17 protein-coding genes are annotated in these 16,269 nt (G+C 54.6%); all 17 read right to left on the reverse strand.

The annotated features are described in order from the left end of the window. Positions 1-23 precede the first annotated feature (23 nt). A complete protein-coding gene (locus E8K88_RS02475) occupies positions 24-311 on the reverse strand; it encodes a hypothetical protein (RefSeq protein WP_136405056.1) in 288 nt (95 codons plus the stop codon). Between the two features lie 65 nt (positions 312-376). Next, entirely contained in the window at positions 377-817 is a 441-nt protein-coding gene (locus E8K88_RS18150) for a hypothetical protein (protein ID WP_205880004.1), read from the reverse strand. A 19-nt stretch (positions 818-836) separates the two neighbouring features. After that, positions 837-1,295 (reverse strand): DUF2829 domain-containing protein, encoded by a 459-nt coding sequence (locus tag E8K88_RS02485; RefSeq protein WP_136405057.1) that lies wholly within the window; start codon positions 1,293-1,295, stop codon positions 837-839. Continuing rightward, positions 1,292-1,786, reverse strand: a complete 495-nt coding sequence (locus tag E8K88_RS17975; protein WP_168797227.1) for a hypothetical protein — start codon at positions 1,784-1,786, stop codon at positions 1,292-1,294. The genes E8K88_RS02485 and E8K88_RS17975 overlap by 4 nt, the downstream gene beginning before the upstream one ends. Before the next feature lie 2 nt (positions 1,787-1,788). Continuing rightward, the gene (locus E8K88_RS02495; RefSeq protein ID WP_136405059.1) at positions 1,789-2,406 is read right to left on the reverse strand and encodes a glycoside hydrolase family 108 protein; all 618 of its coding nucleotides are present in this window, start codon (positions 2,404-2,406) and stop codon (positions 1,789-1,791) included. Next, a complete protein-coding gene (locus E8K88_RS02500; RefSeq protein ID WP_136405060.1) occupies positions 2,403-2,741 on the reverse strand; it encodes a hypothetical protein in 339 nt (112 codons plus the stop codon). Before E8K88_RS02500 ends, E8K88_RS02495 begins: the two co-directional genes overlap by 4 nt. A gap of 48 nt (positions 2,742-2,789) precedes the next feature. Then, a complete protein-coding gene (locus E8K88_RS02505; RefSeq protein WP_136405061.1) occupies positions 2,790-4,658 on the reverse strand; it encodes a hypothetical protein in 1,869 nt (622 codons plus the stop codon). Beyond that, entirely contained in the window at positions 4,658-5,812 is a 1,155-nt protein-coding gene (locus tag E8K88_RS02510) for a hypothetical protein (RefSeq protein WP_136405062.1), read from the reverse strand. Before E8K88_RS02510 ends, E8K88_RS02505 begins: the two co-directional genes overlap by 1 nt. Then, positions 5,805-8,438, reverse strand: coding sequence for a hypothetical protein (locus tag E8K88_RS02515; RefSeq protein ID WP_136405063.1), 2,634 nt, complete (start codon positions 8,436-8,438; stop codon positions 5,805-5,807). The genes E8K88_RS02510 and E8K88_RS02515 overlap by 8 nt, the downstream gene beginning before the upstream one ends. A gap of 1 nt (position 8,439) precedes the next feature. Continuing rightward, a complete protein-coding gene (locus tag E8K88_RS02520; RefSeq protein WP_136405064.1) occupies positions 8,440-9,036 on the reverse strand; it encodes a hypothetical protein in 597 nt (198 codons plus the stop codon). 58 nt (positions 9,037-9,094) lie between these two features. Continuing rightward, positions 9,095-10,282, reverse strand: coding sequence for a hypothetical protein (locus tag E8K88_RS02525; RefSeq protein WP_136405065.1), 1,188 nt, complete (start codon positions 10,280-10,282; stop codon positions 9,095-9,097). Next, positions 10,264-13,206 carry a hypothetical protein gene (locus tag E8K88_RS02530; protein ID WP_136405066.1) on the reverse strand — a complete coding sequence of 981 codons (2,943 nt, stop codon included), beginning with the start codon at positions 13,204-13,206 and terminating at the stop codon, positions 10,264-10,266. The genes E8K88_RS02525 and E8K88_RS02530 overlap by 19 nt, the downstream gene beginning before the upstream one ends. Position 13,207: 1 nt before the next feature. After that, positions 13,208-13,570, reverse strand: a complete 363-nt coding sequence (locus E8K88_RS02535) for a hypothetical protein (RefSeq protein WP_136405067.1) — start codon at positions 13,568-13,570, stop codon at positions 13,208-13,210. Next, positions 13,570-14,505 (reverse strand): hypothetical protein, encoded by a 936-nt coding sequence (locus E8K88_RS02540; RefSeq protein WP_136405068.1) that lies wholly within the window; start codon positions 14,503-14,505, stop codon positions 13,570-13,572. Before E8K88_RS02540 ends, E8K88_RS02535 begins: the two co-directional genes overlap by 1 nt. Further along, on the reverse strand, positions 14,498-15,169 hold the full coding sequence (locus E8K88_RS02545; RefSeq protein ID WP_136405069.1) for a hypothetical protein: 672 nt from the start codon (positions 15,167-15,169) through the stop codon (positions 14,498-14,500). The genes E8K88_RS02540 and E8K88_RS02545 overlap by 8 nt, the downstream gene beginning before the upstream one ends. A 6-nt stretch (positions 15,170-15,175) precedes the next feature. Next, positions 15,176-15,583, reverse strand: coding sequence for a hypothetical protein (locus tag E8K88_RS02550; RefSeq protein WP_136405070.1), 408 nt, complete (start codon positions 15,581-15,583; stop codon positions 15,176-15,178). Between the two features lie 53 nt (positions 15,584-15,636). Beyond that, positions 15,637-16,077, reverse strand: a complete 441-nt coding sequence (locus tag E8K88_RS02555) for a hypothetical protein (RefSeq protein ID WP_136405071.1) — start codon at positions 16,075-16,077, stop codon at positions 15,637-15,639. Positions 16,078-16,269: the final 192 nt, after the last annotated feature.

A 16,269-nucleotide genomic window follows, 5' to 3' on the forward strand; every position in this document is an offset into this window, starting at 1 on the left:
TTGAAGTCATATGAACAGATCTGTCACGTCGATGGAATCAAACTCCATTGCGGCTGTGTCACCAAACGCTTCGCGCGGCGCTGGCCCAGGTCGTGCCGCTGGCGTGATGTAAGTCCGGGACGTGGAGTGGGCAACTTATGCAGCACCAGCTTAGGCGTGGCAAATAACTTCAAGCCATCGATCAGCCAGCCAGTGATTGCCGAAGAAACGACAATGCGGGCACGGTCGACCACATCAAATCCAGCAGATACAGCGCCAGCGCCAGCGAGGCAAGCAACAACTGCGATAGAGAAAAGGCGGTTGGTACGCATATCGAACTCCTAATTGGTGGTGCAGCGGCTCACTGCGGAATCCCTGGCCATGGCGGGCAAACGGGTTACTCGATTCCCAGCAGCGCTTTGGCGGCAGCCTGGTCTGCAGCTTGCAGCAATTGGCGGCCAAAAGCGCCAGCGTCGCTGATGTTTGCGGCTGCAGGTTGGTAATTACCAGCTTTGGCAGTGGTACCAGATGTGCCTAATGCGAGGCTCGATGTGCCTGCACCAATGGCTGTGCGGGCAGCTACAGCATTCGCGGACAGCATCAAGGCCTTGCCTGTTTCAGTGGCATCGGTGATGTCGTTAACGACGATTGTTACGGGGCCAGATCCGCCCCCACCTTCGGCCACGCCCTTGGTCACCGCCTGGTAAATTGTGCCGTTGTCTGGCTCCAGCATGACCGGCGCCCCCAATGGCTGCCAGCCGTCTGCGATCAATCGTCCAATCAGGGTTTCTGCATCCCCTAATGGGGCCTTCACTACTTTGTAGTCGGTGATTGCCATTTTTTACTCCTTGATTTGGTTAGAAATTGGCAATGCGATCGCCAAGAATTTCCGAGTAAGTACGCATGGCTACACCCTGACTCAACAAGCGAGATTGCTCGGATTCAGGCAGGCTATTGAAGATCGGCGTTGAGTAGAAGGCGGCCAGCTTCTCGCGGCGCTCATCGAGTTCACGTTTCTCATCGAGCACACGCTGCTGGTGGGCTGGTACTGTGCAACCGACCACTTGCCAGTCATCGGCCAAGGTGTCATTGATGCTCGGCGCCCAGGTGCTAACTGTCTCGTCTACGTTCTTGAGGGCAAGGTAGGCCGCATAGGGCACCATCGCGCCCTCGCCAAAATGTTCCTTGGCCGCGCCGGTCTGCACCGGGTAGCTGGCGGCTGGCACCAGATAGATGAACAGGCCTTTGCCGTTCCAGCCAGTGCGTTGCAGGCGCTTGCCTAGTTTCAGTTCCTTGATGGCGTCACCGAAGTTCATTGAAATTTCTCCTTGGTTTGGGGAATCACTGGCCAGGCTGCGCGGCAGGTTGCTGCATCAGCTGCGTGTCCATCAGCTTTTTCTGCCAGCGCTGTGTATTCGCTGCTGCACTCTCCGAGTAGCTGGTTTGTGGTGCTGGCGTACTCAATGAGGGTGGCGGCGGAAGCGTCGGCAAGTCGCTGCTCGGCATCGGTGAGTTGCTTGCGCAGGCTGTAAGACTCACGGCGAGCGCGAGTAGCGTCAGCCTGCAAGGCGGCTTGTTTGGCGATTGCATCGTTCAGGACCTCTTGGTAATTGGCGGCCACGTCAGCGCTGGCTTTGGCCACACGAGCATTGGCCGCAGCTCGCTCGATGGTGGCTTGGTGGCGGTACTTGCTTGATTGCAGGCGCTCGTCCGCCAGATCCGCCCCCAGCCGCGCAGATTGGAAGAGCCAAACCAGCACACCGGCAAGAGTGGCGGCGGCAATGTGGGTTACGGTGGATAAGCTCACGCCTACACTCCAGCGACGGATTCATTGCAGCGCGACAACGGCACATTACCCAGACGGTGATCGACCCAGCCGACCATGAAGCTGGAATTGGCAACGCCTTTGGCTAGTGCTGAGTAGTGGGCGGCCTGGTAGCCATCGAGCAGCTTGAGAGTCAGCTCGCAGGCCTTTACCCGTCCCCGTCGTTTCTCTAAGGCCTGGTAGGCCAGCATGGTGCGCGAGCCAATTGCGCCATCGACCACCACGGGCGCGTAATCGCGGCCGCCTCGGCTCAAGTCATTGAGAGATTGCTGAAACCAGCGCGCAGCCCTAGCTGGACCGGCATTGACACCGATGTCCGTCAGCTTCGTGCCCACGGCAGGTGAAAGCGCCAGCACCAGATCAAACTTCGGTTTCTTGATGTAGGACTCGGCATAGATTTCCTGTGCTTTTTCCACACTCAAATCCGCCATGGCTCCGGTGAAACCGTGGTCTCGGGCGACCGCCACGGTAATACCGTGATTTGTCTCGCCGCCTGAGTCATTTGGATCGTTGGAGTAGCCACCCTCAATTGCCACCACACCAGCAATTACGGCCGCGATTAAAACGCTGAGACTGCCCCAGTTTTTGTTTTTTTCGCTCATTCTCGTGTCTCCAGGCCGCAAAGGTCGGTATCCGAAACGGCTGCAGGGGCGCGCGCCATTGCGGCCAGACGCTCACGATCAGCACGGCGCTCCTGGGTGCGCACGTAGTCTCGGCGCCACTTCCAAATCAGATAAAAGGCCTGCAAGGCAATAAAAGCAATTGAGGCCAGCACCAGCCATTCGCTCAGCGGCAGCCCCCAGGCCTTGGTCACGCCAGTGGCAGCAGCGGCAGGACTTGCCTGCCAAGCGGCATTAGCAAGGTCTTGCTTCTGCTCAGCAGTCAGGTGCTGGTGGATGCCAATGAGCGCAAGGAATGCGGCTAGAACTTTTTTCATAGCCGCAGTGTCGCGGCCATTGGCTTTTTATCTAAACCCTATGCAGGGTCAGCGCTCATAGCTGTATGAGTCGGTGCGGCCCCAAGAGCCAGACTGCGATCCAGAACCCGAGACGCCAGCAGAGATATTCACTGCAGACAATGCGCCAGCAGCCAGCTGAGCCGTGAACTGGCCCACTGCCCTTGCCGCCTCCATGGCCAACTGCGCTGTTTGCACTGCATGCTGTGCCTTGACGTTGTACTCGCTGATTTGCGCCTCAGTGAATGCAATATTTGTGCGGGCCTGCAGGTCATACAGTCGCTGGTTCATTTCAGCCTGCGACACGTTGACTGCAGCGCCAGCGCGCCACCCTTCCGTTTCTGCACCAAATGCCTGCACCTCATACGCGGCCTGGCGCAGCATGGCATCCACTTTGGTGCGCCACATTTCCGCATCGGCTTGGTATTCGGCCAGTAGGACACGAGCGCCCTCCATCTGCAGCTGCTTGCCTTTGATCTTGATGTCGGCCTTATTCGATATGGCCTGCACCGTAGTGGCCCAGGCGCGCGATTGGGCTTCAAACATCCCCGCTTTAGCCGTCTCGCCCTTCACTTGTGAGTCGTAGGCATCGAACTTCACCTTTTCAGCACCCACGCGCTCGGCATAGGCCTGCACGTCAGCTCGGTAGCCTTGAAATTGGGCCTGGATCACATCGGCCTTGACTTTGGCGCCATCCATCATGGCCTTGAATGTCTCAACGGCCTGCTGCACGGCGATGTACTTGGCTTTGAACATCTCCACCTCATTGCTGTTGTGGGCCTGCGCGGCCTGGGCGCGCGTTTTCCAAACCTCTAGTGTGGCCAGCGCCCGATCTAGTCGCATGCGGAATGCATCACGCATCGCAGAGAAGGCCTGCACCCTGGCATTGAATAAGCCGACCTGGGCGTTAAACACCATTATTTGTGCCTCAGCACCAAACTTCGCCACCTCAAAAAGCCGTTTGGTTGTGTTCTCAAAGACGTTCTGCACCAGCGTTTCCAATGCAATGCCGCGCTCGACTGCAAAACGGATGTTGTCGATCTCCCATTTGGTGGCCTCAATCAGCACGTCGCGGTTGTGCTCGCCCGCCTGGCCACGGCCCTGCTCTTTGACCACGTTCACTTGCTTGGCCAACATGCCCGGCGGCATTGAAAACCCGCGTGAGGCCCATGTAGACACCGCTTCGTCTACGGCGCGGCGCGTCTCAGCGGTCACGCGGTCGCGGGCGCGGTTGAAAAGCGCATCCTCTACGTGGGCAGGCAAACCGGTACCGCCTTGCATATGCCGTTTGACCCATGCCTGTAGGTCGTCCAGCAGCTCGCTTTCATAGACTGGCTCTGCCCAGTTGATGAACACATTGGGCACAGCAAAATCAACACTTGGCGCCACGCCGTTGAAGTCCTCCAGCAAAGGAAAATCAAAATCTGGGATGTCCTTGAGGGCGCCTATTTGCGGCAAGTCATAGACCGGTGCGCCAGGCAGTGTCACGTCGGTGTCGATTACTGGCCTTGTGGGCGGTACCGGCAAGTTCATGGCTGGTGAGTTCGGAATCGTCAGCGTTGGCTGAACCGGTGCCGCTGGAATTGCATCCATGGCAATGGAGTCAAGGTCGGACAGAAGACCGTCGATAGTGGGGCTTTGGGGCACATTGGGCAGATCAATAGCGCGCGGTGTGAAAGTGGGTTGCGGTCGCAGGTCCACACCCATGTCAGGGGGGGTTGGAAACACAGGCTTGACCGGTGCTGGAACAGCGCCCACTCGAATTCCGCCCAAGTCATTGAGGGCTTCACGCAGCGCAGAGGACCAATCAACCAGGTTGGAGTTCATCAGCGCGCGCTGATCTTCAACCACGTTCATAGCCATGCCCATGGCGGCCAGTTCGGGATATTGGGATGCCATCAAATTCTCCTTTTGGTTGCATCGGCGGTCACGTACAGATCATTGATATGCGCACGCTCGCCATTCAGGCGCAGATCAAACGTGAAATGCCGCCCGCGCAGACCGCGCCCAAAGATGAAGCGGCCATTGGTCAGATGTGCAGCGGGCTCGCCCGCTAGCGGGTACGTCCACGACTGAGCTTGGGCACCGCTCTGCGTTTGGGTTACGGTCATGTTCGCGGTACCGCTCAACTCGTACTCCATAAATGCTTGGGTGGGGTGCACCAGCATGCCCCGCCCAACATCCATTTTTCCGGTCGTCAATCGCGCATCGATGACTTCACCGCCACCGGCCAAGGCCCATACCCCACCATCGCCGGATGCAAAAGCCTGGCCATCGCAGACCACAATCGAGTCAAACGGATAGCGGTCGTAGCGCGACATCGCCCAGCCAGTCGTGTGCGCGGTCCATGCATAGCCTTGTGGAGCTTCCCCTATAGACCGCCACATGTCACGCGCATAAGCTGTTTCAGTCAGTCGCAAAGTGGCGCCGCTCACACCCCAAATCACATCCCGTGCTTTTGCGGATTCAGTCAGACGGATGGTGATTGCCGCGTTACCTTGAATGTGGTCTTTGGCTATCGTCTTTTCCGTGATGCGTATCAACACTCCAGACAAACCGCGCCAATGCTCATTGGCTCTTGCTGACTCGGTGATGTACGCTGTGACAGCACTGGCAAATGTGCCTTTTGACCGGGTTCGCTCCGTTGTGGCCGCGCCAATGCCCAGGCGCATCTGGCTGGATGCTTTTGCTGATTCGGTGATACGCGCTACTGGCGTGCCCTTAAATTGGCCCGATGCTTTCGCAGACTCCACAATCGCCAAACCACGCGTGCCAGTAAACGCCCCTGACGACTTGGTACGCTCCGTAATGCCCAGCGACAGGTCACGCATGCCAGCAAAAATGCCACGCGATACGGCCCGCTCAATCATCGGCGTGGCCACAACACCGGCAAATTGCCCTGATGAAATGGCGCGTTCAACCACCCTAATGCCAGGAGTGCCAGTAAAGGTCGCAGCAGAGCGCGTCGTCTCTGTTTGCCGTTGGCTTATACCCGTGCGCCAAACATCGTTGGATACCGTTATTTCGGTGACATATTCGTGCGCATCACTCATTCACAACCCCTATAAACAGTGGCAAAGGCCGCGCGTCCTGCAATCGGCTAAAGCCTTTTCTTGCCGCGCCTGCGGTCGTCATTTCAAGCATGGCTTGGCCCATTGCGTTTCTTGTTGAGTCTTCTTGGAATGTGGCGAATTGGCCGCCTCTTGGCGGCGACATCATTAGGTAATTCCACTGCACATCCACCCCAGTAAGAATCGTTTTCGCGCCGCGCTGCTCCCACTCCACATCGCCCTGGTATGGCGTACCGGCAGGCTTGACCTCAAGGGTTTGCGGGGTAGGTTTAATTTTTGGCCAAGATCCCCCGCCCGTCCATCCCGATCCAATCGTCCCCCATGGCCCACCACCCCACACGGGATGAATTTGCGGGATCGGCCAATTAATGCTCCTGATGTAGCTTGTGATTACATCCCCTTTTCGCAGTCCAGCCCAATCGCCATCATCCGCAAAATTACATGCCACCACCGATTTATTCGGACCACCTGTTACGGTGACTTTGATTCGACTCGCGCCCCATCCCCCAGACTGATCTACCCAATGAATGGGGTATCTTGTTGGATCGACCTGCCAGCCTAGGGATAGCTGGTATTCAATCTCTGAACGCCCGTTGTTCCACTTCGCGTGCACAAAAATCAGTGCGTTGCGGTTGTAGAAAGGAACGCAGGCGCCCACAGCCAAGGATTGGCCACCATAAACCGTTGTTGTAGTGCGCTCCCGTTGGTAGTACCGGGCTCGGTACAAAAAACCTGGCGCACCATACTGCAGCCCTTCATAATCGAATATGAAGTAAGGCTCGCTGTAACCCAAATCCTTGCCTACGATCTTGGTTGTTGTCACGGTATCGCTGCGCAATTCCTCACGGTAGTCATAGTCCGTGGTGTAGATTCCGCCTGCCACGCGCGCCGTGCCTGACTCTTGTGTGCGTTCGAATGTGCCCACCTGCATGCACGATGGAAATGCAGGGCTATCCGAGAAATGCGAAACGCCATCCTCGCGGTGCTGTTTGACGACTTTCAGAGTATTACCGCTGTAGTAGCCATACAAAACTGTGTCCCAGCGCTGTGGGTAGCCGCTCAGCTTATTGGGGTCGTGCCACATCTCAGTGCGCAAATCGATATTGCCGCCTAGTGCTGTGCTGGGCACTTTGAAATCTATATGCGGGACGTAGGGGCCAGAAGCCACCCGTGTTGCACCGCCGCTGGCCACAGCCAAAGGCGCCAGCTCCATATTGCGCCAATAATTGATCTCGAAATCGAAATCCTGTGAGTCCCAGAATGGGAGCCTGCTGGCCACCGTATTCCTTCCAGAGCGCCACATTTTGAACTCGATTGCGGCTCGCTCCTGCGGCGCAACCTGCGCCAACCCATCAAACAGGCGGCGAAAATATCGCATCAAGGTGCCTTCAGTCTCCTGGTCCAACTGCACCCACCATGCAGGCCTTTTGCCATCAAAGCTGCTCGCGCCGATATTGACTTTCATCTTGAATCCGTGGGCGATCAGCATTCCGGTTTCTTCCACTGGATCGTTGATTCTTCGTTCGATGCAGGTGTTATAGCCCTCTCGCCCATGGTCAGCAAAAGCCCAGCCGCAAGTATCGAACAGTGCAGAGTGCTGGTAAAAGCCACCGGTACCACCCACGCGAACGATGGCACCGGCCTTGCGCCAAGCCTCTCTTGATCCGTCTTCTGGGAACAGCTCGCCTGTTGGCATGCCGCCAAATGTATCTAGCAATTCGAGCAATTCATCATCCCCCACCGAGCGCACAAACGCCTTAAACCCAGCTGTGGCTGTGGTGGGCACAACCGGCAGCGGCATGGCATCTACCCATTGCCCTACCACTTGCACAAGCCACGGCTTACCATCGCCAGCAATCGTGACTGCATGTGTGCGTGAGTAATGAAAGTCATAGCGCACTTGGCCATCGGCAATGGGTTCGCCGCTGCAAGCGATTGGAGTTATTCCCTCCAGCTCCTGGGCAATTTCCTTTTGGTACTCTTTGGGGATAGCCAGGTAAGCCCCCTCGTACACAGCATCACCCGTCACGCCCGATGGAATGCCCTGCTGGCCATAGCCAAGCACGCACTGCACCAGCTTTTGCATGGCTCCTGAGTACCACGATGGGTAGAGCTTGTCGTATTGCGTGAAAAGCATGTCAGGGTTGACCGCACCCAAAGGTCGAAGATCCTGAAACGCCACAGGCACATTGAAGCGCTCAAGCTCCACACTGGCCGGCGCCATCCCCTGCCCGTACTGCACAAGCCGCTTGCGGCATGTCTGAGTCAATGAAATTCGGACCTTGCCGTTCTCTGCCAGATTCACCCGCGTGACAGTCGGCACCCCGCTAAACAGCATGGGCGCACGCGTGGGATCGGTGGCAAATTTGGTTGCAGCTGGCGGTGGCGGCTCATTCTGGCTCAGCACCACCACTTTAAAGACGCCCCCCATATCGCGCAAAATGGCCTCTCGGCCACTTGGGAGCACACGGCGCCAGCGCAAGCTATCCAGTTCGGATACCTGCTTGAAGTTACTCAGGCGCTTGGCGAGAAACGATACTGCTGCGGCATCTTCTGTCGATAGCTCGGCATCCTCTGCGAAGCGCCCATACGGTCTGGGCGCATGCATATCACTGGGTCAGTTCTGTGCGATAGCCGACACGGAAGGTGCCGCCGTTCTGGAACGACTGCGGTGCTGGATACAGGCTGGCAGAAAGCAGCACGCCCGTGGTAGCGCCTTTGGCCGAAGCTGTCAGCAGCGCAGCACCTGTCACATTCACCACCGATTCAGTGGCGAATGTCACCTCGACTTCATTGCCGAAATTATCGATGTGCGTATCGTCGGCTGCATTTGCCTTCGGTGTCCAAGGAATTCGAGTTGTCAGTGTGTAGCCCTCGGTTTGGCTCACAATCTCAGATGCCACAGTGGAGAAACTGGAAGCGGCCCAGTTGAATGCGGGGGCCGTATTGCCAGAAAACAGAGCAATGAAGTAACCCGCTGGCTTTGGTGTAGTGCCATAGGCCACATTCAAGTCATGCAACAAACCTTCTTTCATGCGCAGGTTGCGCGACACATGGCGCGTGCCGTCCGCAGCATCCAGGACGAAATGGCCAGAGACACGCACCGACTCGCGTGGAAATACAATGCCCTCCGGTGTCACCTCATAGTGATCGGCGGCCAAGGATTCGAGCATTGCGCCAGCCAGGCGCTTAGAAACGTTGAGCATGAGCAAACTCCTGTGTAGATGCTATGAGTCTGCCAGCGGCGTAGCTTTTAACGAAACCCTATGCAGGTTGGAGAACGGTCAGAAGGCGCTCGCCCACCAGCACCGTCGCGCCAGCTGTCGCCGCAATGCCGGTAAGCACCGTTCTGTGCAACTCCACAATTTCACCCTCTGAGGTTCCAACCACGTAGCCATTAGCAGAAAGCCACAAGGCAGCTGCATTGCCACCGGCCAATTCGCCAAGCTGCTCTGCAGGCACTAGCGTGGCGCTGCCCTGGATAGGAGGCTGGCCGGCCAATCTGCGCACCACCAGGTCATCGGGCTGCGTGCCGGAGAGGAAAACAATGTGATCCACTTGGCCAACCCATATCCCGCCCTCCACCGGTGCCACAAAGGTAATGCGCTGGGGCAATTGCACAAAGTCGTGCCTGCAGTCGTGCAGGTGCACTGCCATTGGTTTTGAGAAATGTAGGGTGCGCGCCGTGCATGTCAGCAGTCGGCCACGCCAATGGTGCATGAATCTGCCAGATGGCATGGCATCCAAGTGCTGGAACTCAGGCGAGCCACCCAGCGCCGGCGGGGCCACAACATCGGCCGCCTGGGCTGATACCAGGTAATCGCCCACACGCTGCAGCTCACGGCTGCCAGGCTTTGTCATGTAAAGTCGAACGCCAGTCACCGAATCATCGAGCGAAAACGGGAACGAAACCCGCAGTCCACCGGACTGTGCTGGACCAAAAGCCACCTCAGACACCGACGACTCCAGACTGCCGCGCAGCCAGGAAACGGCCACCCCATAATCACCTGGCGGCAGGCTGCCATCAAGATCAGACACTGCAGGCATGCCGGGTGTGTGCATCTGCAACGGCTCTGCCTTTGTTCCGTCGTACACAAAAATGCCATCAGCGCCAGCAACAGCCACGCGCTGGTCAATCACACAATGGCTGGCCCAACTGCCGCCAAGGTCGGCCAGTTCCTCATAACTCCAGTCATCGGGGTGAATTTTGACCCAGCGCGTGCCAAGCACGCCAAACAGATCACCATGCAACGCGCTGAACCACAGGTGCTTATAGGGCGTCTGCGTGACCGCGCGCACCTGGCCGCGCATGTTCAGGCGGCCAGTTTCGGTAATGTCCACGTTCAGGGCTTCTCGCACCCACACTGCAGGCGAATCCCCGCCGCGTACTAGGGCAGCATCCTCTGCGCGATTATTGATTCCTGCCAGCGGCATCAGTCTTGTGTCGGCCATGCTAATGGGCTCCTTGACATATCGGCATTGCCATCTGGGGTGATGAAATGCACCAAGTTTTTAACATCCGGCACACCGGCTCTCATTGCGTCGTAGCCAAGAAAGCGAATGTCTTGGGCTGATTGACCGGCTTCTGGTGTTCCAGTCACACGCATGCGCTTATCAAATTCAGACATCGCGTAGTCCATTTCAAGAGCATCCACTCCATGAGGCTTAATTTCACGAATCCAATGTGAAAGCCAAGCAGTCCCATATTTAGAAATCTCAAAACCTTGAAATTCAGGATTTCTAGGCGGGCCAGCATATAGGCTTTGCCGCATGAATACAGGCCCACCACGCGAGCTGCCTAGACTGCTAGATGCCCATCCAGAAAGCTGCATCTGCCTGTGAAAATGTTGCACCTCATGCTTCGAACCCAAAAATGGATCACGATAAACACCCGAGGGCATCACATAGTGCGTAGGGTCCACTGGACCCAAGCTGGCAAAACGCACGATTGGATTGCCCAGCTTCATTGTGTCTGAGCTGTCGTAATGCTCAGTCACCAAATCACCGCCCAACATGACATGAAAACGCACCTCTAGCGAATTCAGTCCTTCTGGATACAAATATCTGTGCCAATTCTCTATTGCCAAATCGCCAAATTGGGCGCTCGGCAAAGGACCCCAGCGTGGGTATATTGATTGATCTGGGACCGGGTTGAGGCGAAGCCATGCACGACCGAATACGACACCTGGTGCCCTTTCACCCCCATCGCTGTTAACGTAGTGCAGCAAACGAAAGGGGTGGTTGCGAACAGCTTGCGGCGGAGCCTCTACAGTCGCATAAATTGCGTGTGGGCTGAATGCAGGACGTGGCGGATCAAATACCATCGCATTAGGAAACCCAGCTACCAATACGGCCCTGTTCTTATTGCCCAGCGTAGCTGTACCAAAAGCGGTTTCACCATCGACGTCGATGCTGATATTCTCAATGTTCCCGGTTTGAAACTCATGCACAGCGGGTTCATTCGACGACTTCCACCCAGTCACATACACCAGCCGGGTGCTTTGCATATCCCACGGGAATTTAGGTATTCCAACGCCCCCGCTATTGAAGCCCCTGGGAAAAATAGAACGGTTGGGGTCTGGTGGCTCCGGTGGTGGAATGTAGGCGTTATAGACAAGGTGGCTTGCTGGAATACGTGACGGGTCAAATCCACGAAACTCTCGAATCTTGGTTCGATACTCGACCTGCGCCCTGCCGAAAACTTGGTGTGAATCCCCCTGCACATCATAGTCCTGCCACTGCAACCTGACAAAAGGCCTCCCAAACGCTTGTAATTCGGTCCCTTCAAATTGCAACTCGGGCGTGAGATTTTTGAGTGTGGCAAAGCCAAACCAGTCGGATGACTTGCTCCACCTTGCCAGAATTTCATTCCAACGGATACCCACGTCATGGTTGCTGGCGCGAAAAGCGTCTATACCTTGCACGCCAAGATACCGGGTCCATAGTTGCACAACTGGCCCATCAACTTGAGGCGGCTCAATGCTCCAGCGTGGCTCTATTGCAATTGAGCGTAACGCTTCGGAAAGCCACGCCCGGCCAAAAACTATCGAATCAAAATTTCCAAGGCGCTCGTAGTACCGTCGCGTATTTTTTACGTCAGCCGTTCCAAACGCCAACTCCGGCGCAATGCCATCGGGCCCAATGGGGCGCATGTCGTTGTGAACAGCGTTATACCGACTTGAAAAATAAGAGTCCCATCCACTAGGCGCTATCACACGCTCAGCTAAGTCAGCTAAGTTCGCACCAAAATTTAGACTGTCGATGCCCCGTATGTCGATTGTGCGAGCATTGTTGTAGATGTTGGTGTAGCCAAACCGCAGACCAGTGAACCCATACACCTCCATCGCACGGTTGATGTTCTCAATAGCAGTCCAGTGGCCAAAAATACCGCCTTCGGTCTCAGCGCTTGGAGTCTGACTGACGTAACGCAGCATCATTTGGGCTTCAACCCAACCAAAACGGTACTGCTCACCTTCAGTTGCATGGAAGCCGATAGGCTCTATCTGCAGGCGTAAGTTTTGAAGATAGGAAGCGCCCCCCATCGCGCCGGTGCGCCAACCTATCAAGAATAGGCTTTGATCGACAGGCCGAATGGTCGAGCCAAACGTTTGCGAATCCCATGCATCCGGTTTTACTTCTCGCGCTTTGTCTTGCACACGGGGGTTGCCCATGGCAATCATGTTATCGATGCCCCGCGCACGAAAATCACGAAGTGTGTGGCTCACCCAAGCGCTGCCATAGCTGGCCGACTGAACGCCGCCGACTGCTGCGAAACCGCGCACCTCATGCGAGAGCCATGCCTGGCCCAAAGCCATAGACTGAATACCTGAAGGGCGAGGGTAAAACTCACGATGGCTTAGTCTGGCACTGCCATACAGGTTTCTCGGGTTGATGTTGCCTGCGCGCAGGTATTGGTCTCGGTTAAAGGCTCTCGTCTGTCCAAATGCAAGAAAGCTAGAACCTACATGCTCTATATCTCTCGTCCAATTCGATAGCGAAGTTTGGCCAAATACCCCAGACTGAATGCCAGTCGGCCAAATATCCTGGCTCTTTGAAACAGTCGCTGAGCCAAACCTATTGCCAGACAAAATGCCACTTGGCCGCAGTAGTCGCGCATTGTTGTAGATCTGACTCTTGCCAAGTACATGACTACTCCAACCTGCTGCTTGTAGTGTGCGACGCATTGAAACGACTTCAGCGTCGCCAGTGCTCAGGCCATCCCAAGACAAAGGAAAAATGTAACGGTCTTCTCCAATTGGCGATTCACTATCACCAAAATTTAAAGCGACCCTATCCCCAGCTGGTGGCAAATAATCGCCAGCTATAAAATTCAAAGCGACTTTATCGCCTTCAGGTGGGTCGTAGATCGTTACCAATTCACACTTTCGGCGTCAAATCAGAGCCAATCACATCATTTCGCCCATCAAGCCTGGCGATAACATCATACTTTAGCAATGGATTTAAATTTGGAATGAGCCATGTTCCATCAACCCCGGATTTGGTTTTTGCAACAAATAATCCATCCAGTGAAGCCAACTTCGAACGAATTCTAATAATAATTTCCGCAGAAACCGGAATCCAGTCATCGGTCACAATTCCATCAGGATGCGCCCCCGAAAGGCTACCGCGACCATTTGAAATAACTCCAACATAACCCACACCTAATAACTCAGGTGTTTTATTAGAGATTGCGAGCAAAAGATCGTCATCTATAAATACACTTTCATAAGAAACCGCCATCACTCATTCTCCAGCAAGTAACCAAAATCAGGACTAGCCGGATAGGCTCTAGCGTTCCAATATGAAAGATATAGTTTATCAACGCCAGAAAAATCAAGAACAACATCAGAATAAATATCCGAATGTCCTAATTGCACCGTGAAAATTCTTCTAAAAACAGCACCTTCACCGGTGCCTGATACTGGATAATAAATTGGCGCAACAATGGGCACAAGTCCTGACGTTTTCTTTGCTGTGCCGCCAGACCTATAAGCCCACGTTGGCGAAGTTGAATAATCAGACGAATTCGTAGCAAAAACAGTGACATCAGTTCCTGCAACACCAGGTGCGTTTAAATCAGCAACAATTGCAAATCCATCACTCAGTGCGCCATCATTTTTCCTCTGACGTTCTACATGAAAAAAACTGCAGCTTTTATAAAAAACCTGTCCTGCTGCAGATGTCTGCCTGATAAAGCTTGCACCAATGGATACCGTCAAAGAATCGCCGGTATACCTCAAATAATCTCCAGCATGATCTTCGTAGATAGTAGAATGCGACAAGCCAGTTGATGAGGTCGATGCAATTGTTGATAAGGCTCTACCAGATGGCTCTCCAGCATCTGAAATTCTGTCGCACACAGCCCATCCAATCGTATAAAAGGTTGTTGCCGGAGCTGAAATTTGAAATGTCTTCTCGATTCTAAATCCAACAAATATTGGACTCTCCGACTGCAATGAATCGGTAAAGCTATAGAACATCCACTTAGATGCCCAAGGTGGATTACTACTGCTTGGAGGCGCTTGAGATACATCTCCATCAACATCATATCTATTAGCATGCGCAAACGAACTCAGGCCTATCGCTAACAAATAATCATGCATACCTTTCATTGCGGCATGGGTGACGGATTGTGTCGGAAAACTTCTAAATAGCTTTCCTGTTGCTTTAGCCATTTTTTTCTACCCCCATTGGACTCTCATGATGCCAGCATGCTTTTTGATCGAACCACAAAGCGTATTCCTCATAAAACTGCTGCTCATCTTTTCCAGAAGAAATCGCTGATTGGACAAAAGAAATAGCCAATTTCTGGCTATCCAAGTCATTAGGATTTGGAAATTTGGATTCAGCAACATACATCTGAAAAGTCGGCAGTGTCACAACCTTTTCCCAATCGATACCGCCCGCTCGACGCGTCATCCCGAACACTGCTGTTGCATCAATGCCGCTTGGGATTGAGACCATTTGCGCCGGCGGCTTGTCTCTGACCTCCTGCGCCTGCTCACTTTCAGCCATCGAGTCGCTTAAAGGCAACTCTGGCTGCAATAACAGGTCTGCGAGCATGGGTGGCAGCTTTGGCCGGAAGCTCTCCGGGGTCAAATCACTATTAGCCACAGGAATGCAGTCTGCGCAATCATGTGCATCGACATTAACGAGTGCTTTTGACAACCCACCATGCGACACCTTGATGTCGTGCCTCATTGACGCATTCAGGGTCGCAACCGTCCCATCCTTCGCCCTGATAGAAAACGCACCAAATTCGCCAACGATGATGGACTCTATGACCTTGCCGCGCAGTTCTTCTGTCAAAACTTGCGACAGCTCTATAGTGGATTGCATAGGCCTTTAAACCCTGAAAATGCGGTTGACCCCGTTATCCCACACACAAATAATGTCGCCCCCGTTGGGTGTGATGGGCAAGCCAGTTGCTGTATCGATGTAGGCAATTAGCGGGCTGGTCGATTCAGTGCCAGAGTCTTTGTAGATCACGATGGCCTCTATGCTCGGTCCAGACACACCAACAAATGTGCAATCTGCCGCATCGGCAGCACCATTGGTCGTTGTTTTGGATGTCAAAGTGACTGGCGTGGTGACACGCGCCGCTGGCGGAACATCTGAAATGTATTCGTGTGTGTCTACGTTAATAACGTAGGAGCCGGTATCTACCAAAACCACTTTGATGACATCGGATAGCCAGTTGAAGTTGCCTTCGAGGAAGCGCTGCCGCGCCTTGGAGAGCAAAGTATTTGCCATTAGAACCCCTCCTTAGGGATTGAATGGCGCACTCCTGCGCACCAAAAAAAGAATTAAACCAATGCTGGATTTTCAGCAATCACATGCTGGTCACCATGTGCTTCGCCCTGCTTGATTCGCTGGTGTCGGCCATCAATTCCATCCTGCAAGCGCTGCAGTAAGGCATCATCGGTAGCCAGTTTTTTGCGGTACAACCGAATGTCCTGAACCAGCGCGGGCAGCTTCTCGCGCAAGCGTGGCATCGTGGTGTCCACCAGGTTGCCATCCTTGAGCACCAAAAGAACCGGATCAGTGCTGGTCTGCCAGCGCATATCCTCCGGGTCGGCCAGGTAGAAATCGCCGCATTGGTGCCAGAAGAACAGCGTTTTTCGCATGTCCTGCGGCCCAATTCGCCGCATCTTGGCCTGTAGTACGATGTACTTGGCCACTTTTTCGTCTGCTGGCAAGGATGAAGTCTGGATGCGCAGCTGTTCTTGCATTTCCGTTTTATTCATGATGCTTTGCCCATGGTTGGAGTGCCGAACTTTTGCAAGTCACCGCAACCAAGAGACGCGGCAGTAGCGCCCCCTGGTTTTCCTGGCTCTATGATTCGCACAGAGTCGTCAGCCTCTACACAGAGTCGCGCAATAGAGCCGGATTTGCGCTCCAGTGTCACGCGGGCCGCCCCAATATGAAACGACTCGCCG

Source organism: Lampropedia aestuarii (assembly GCF_004803635.1).
GTDB lineage: Bacteria > Pseudomonadota > Gammaproteobacteria > Burkholderiales > Burkholderiaceae_C > Lampropedia > Lampropedia aestuarii.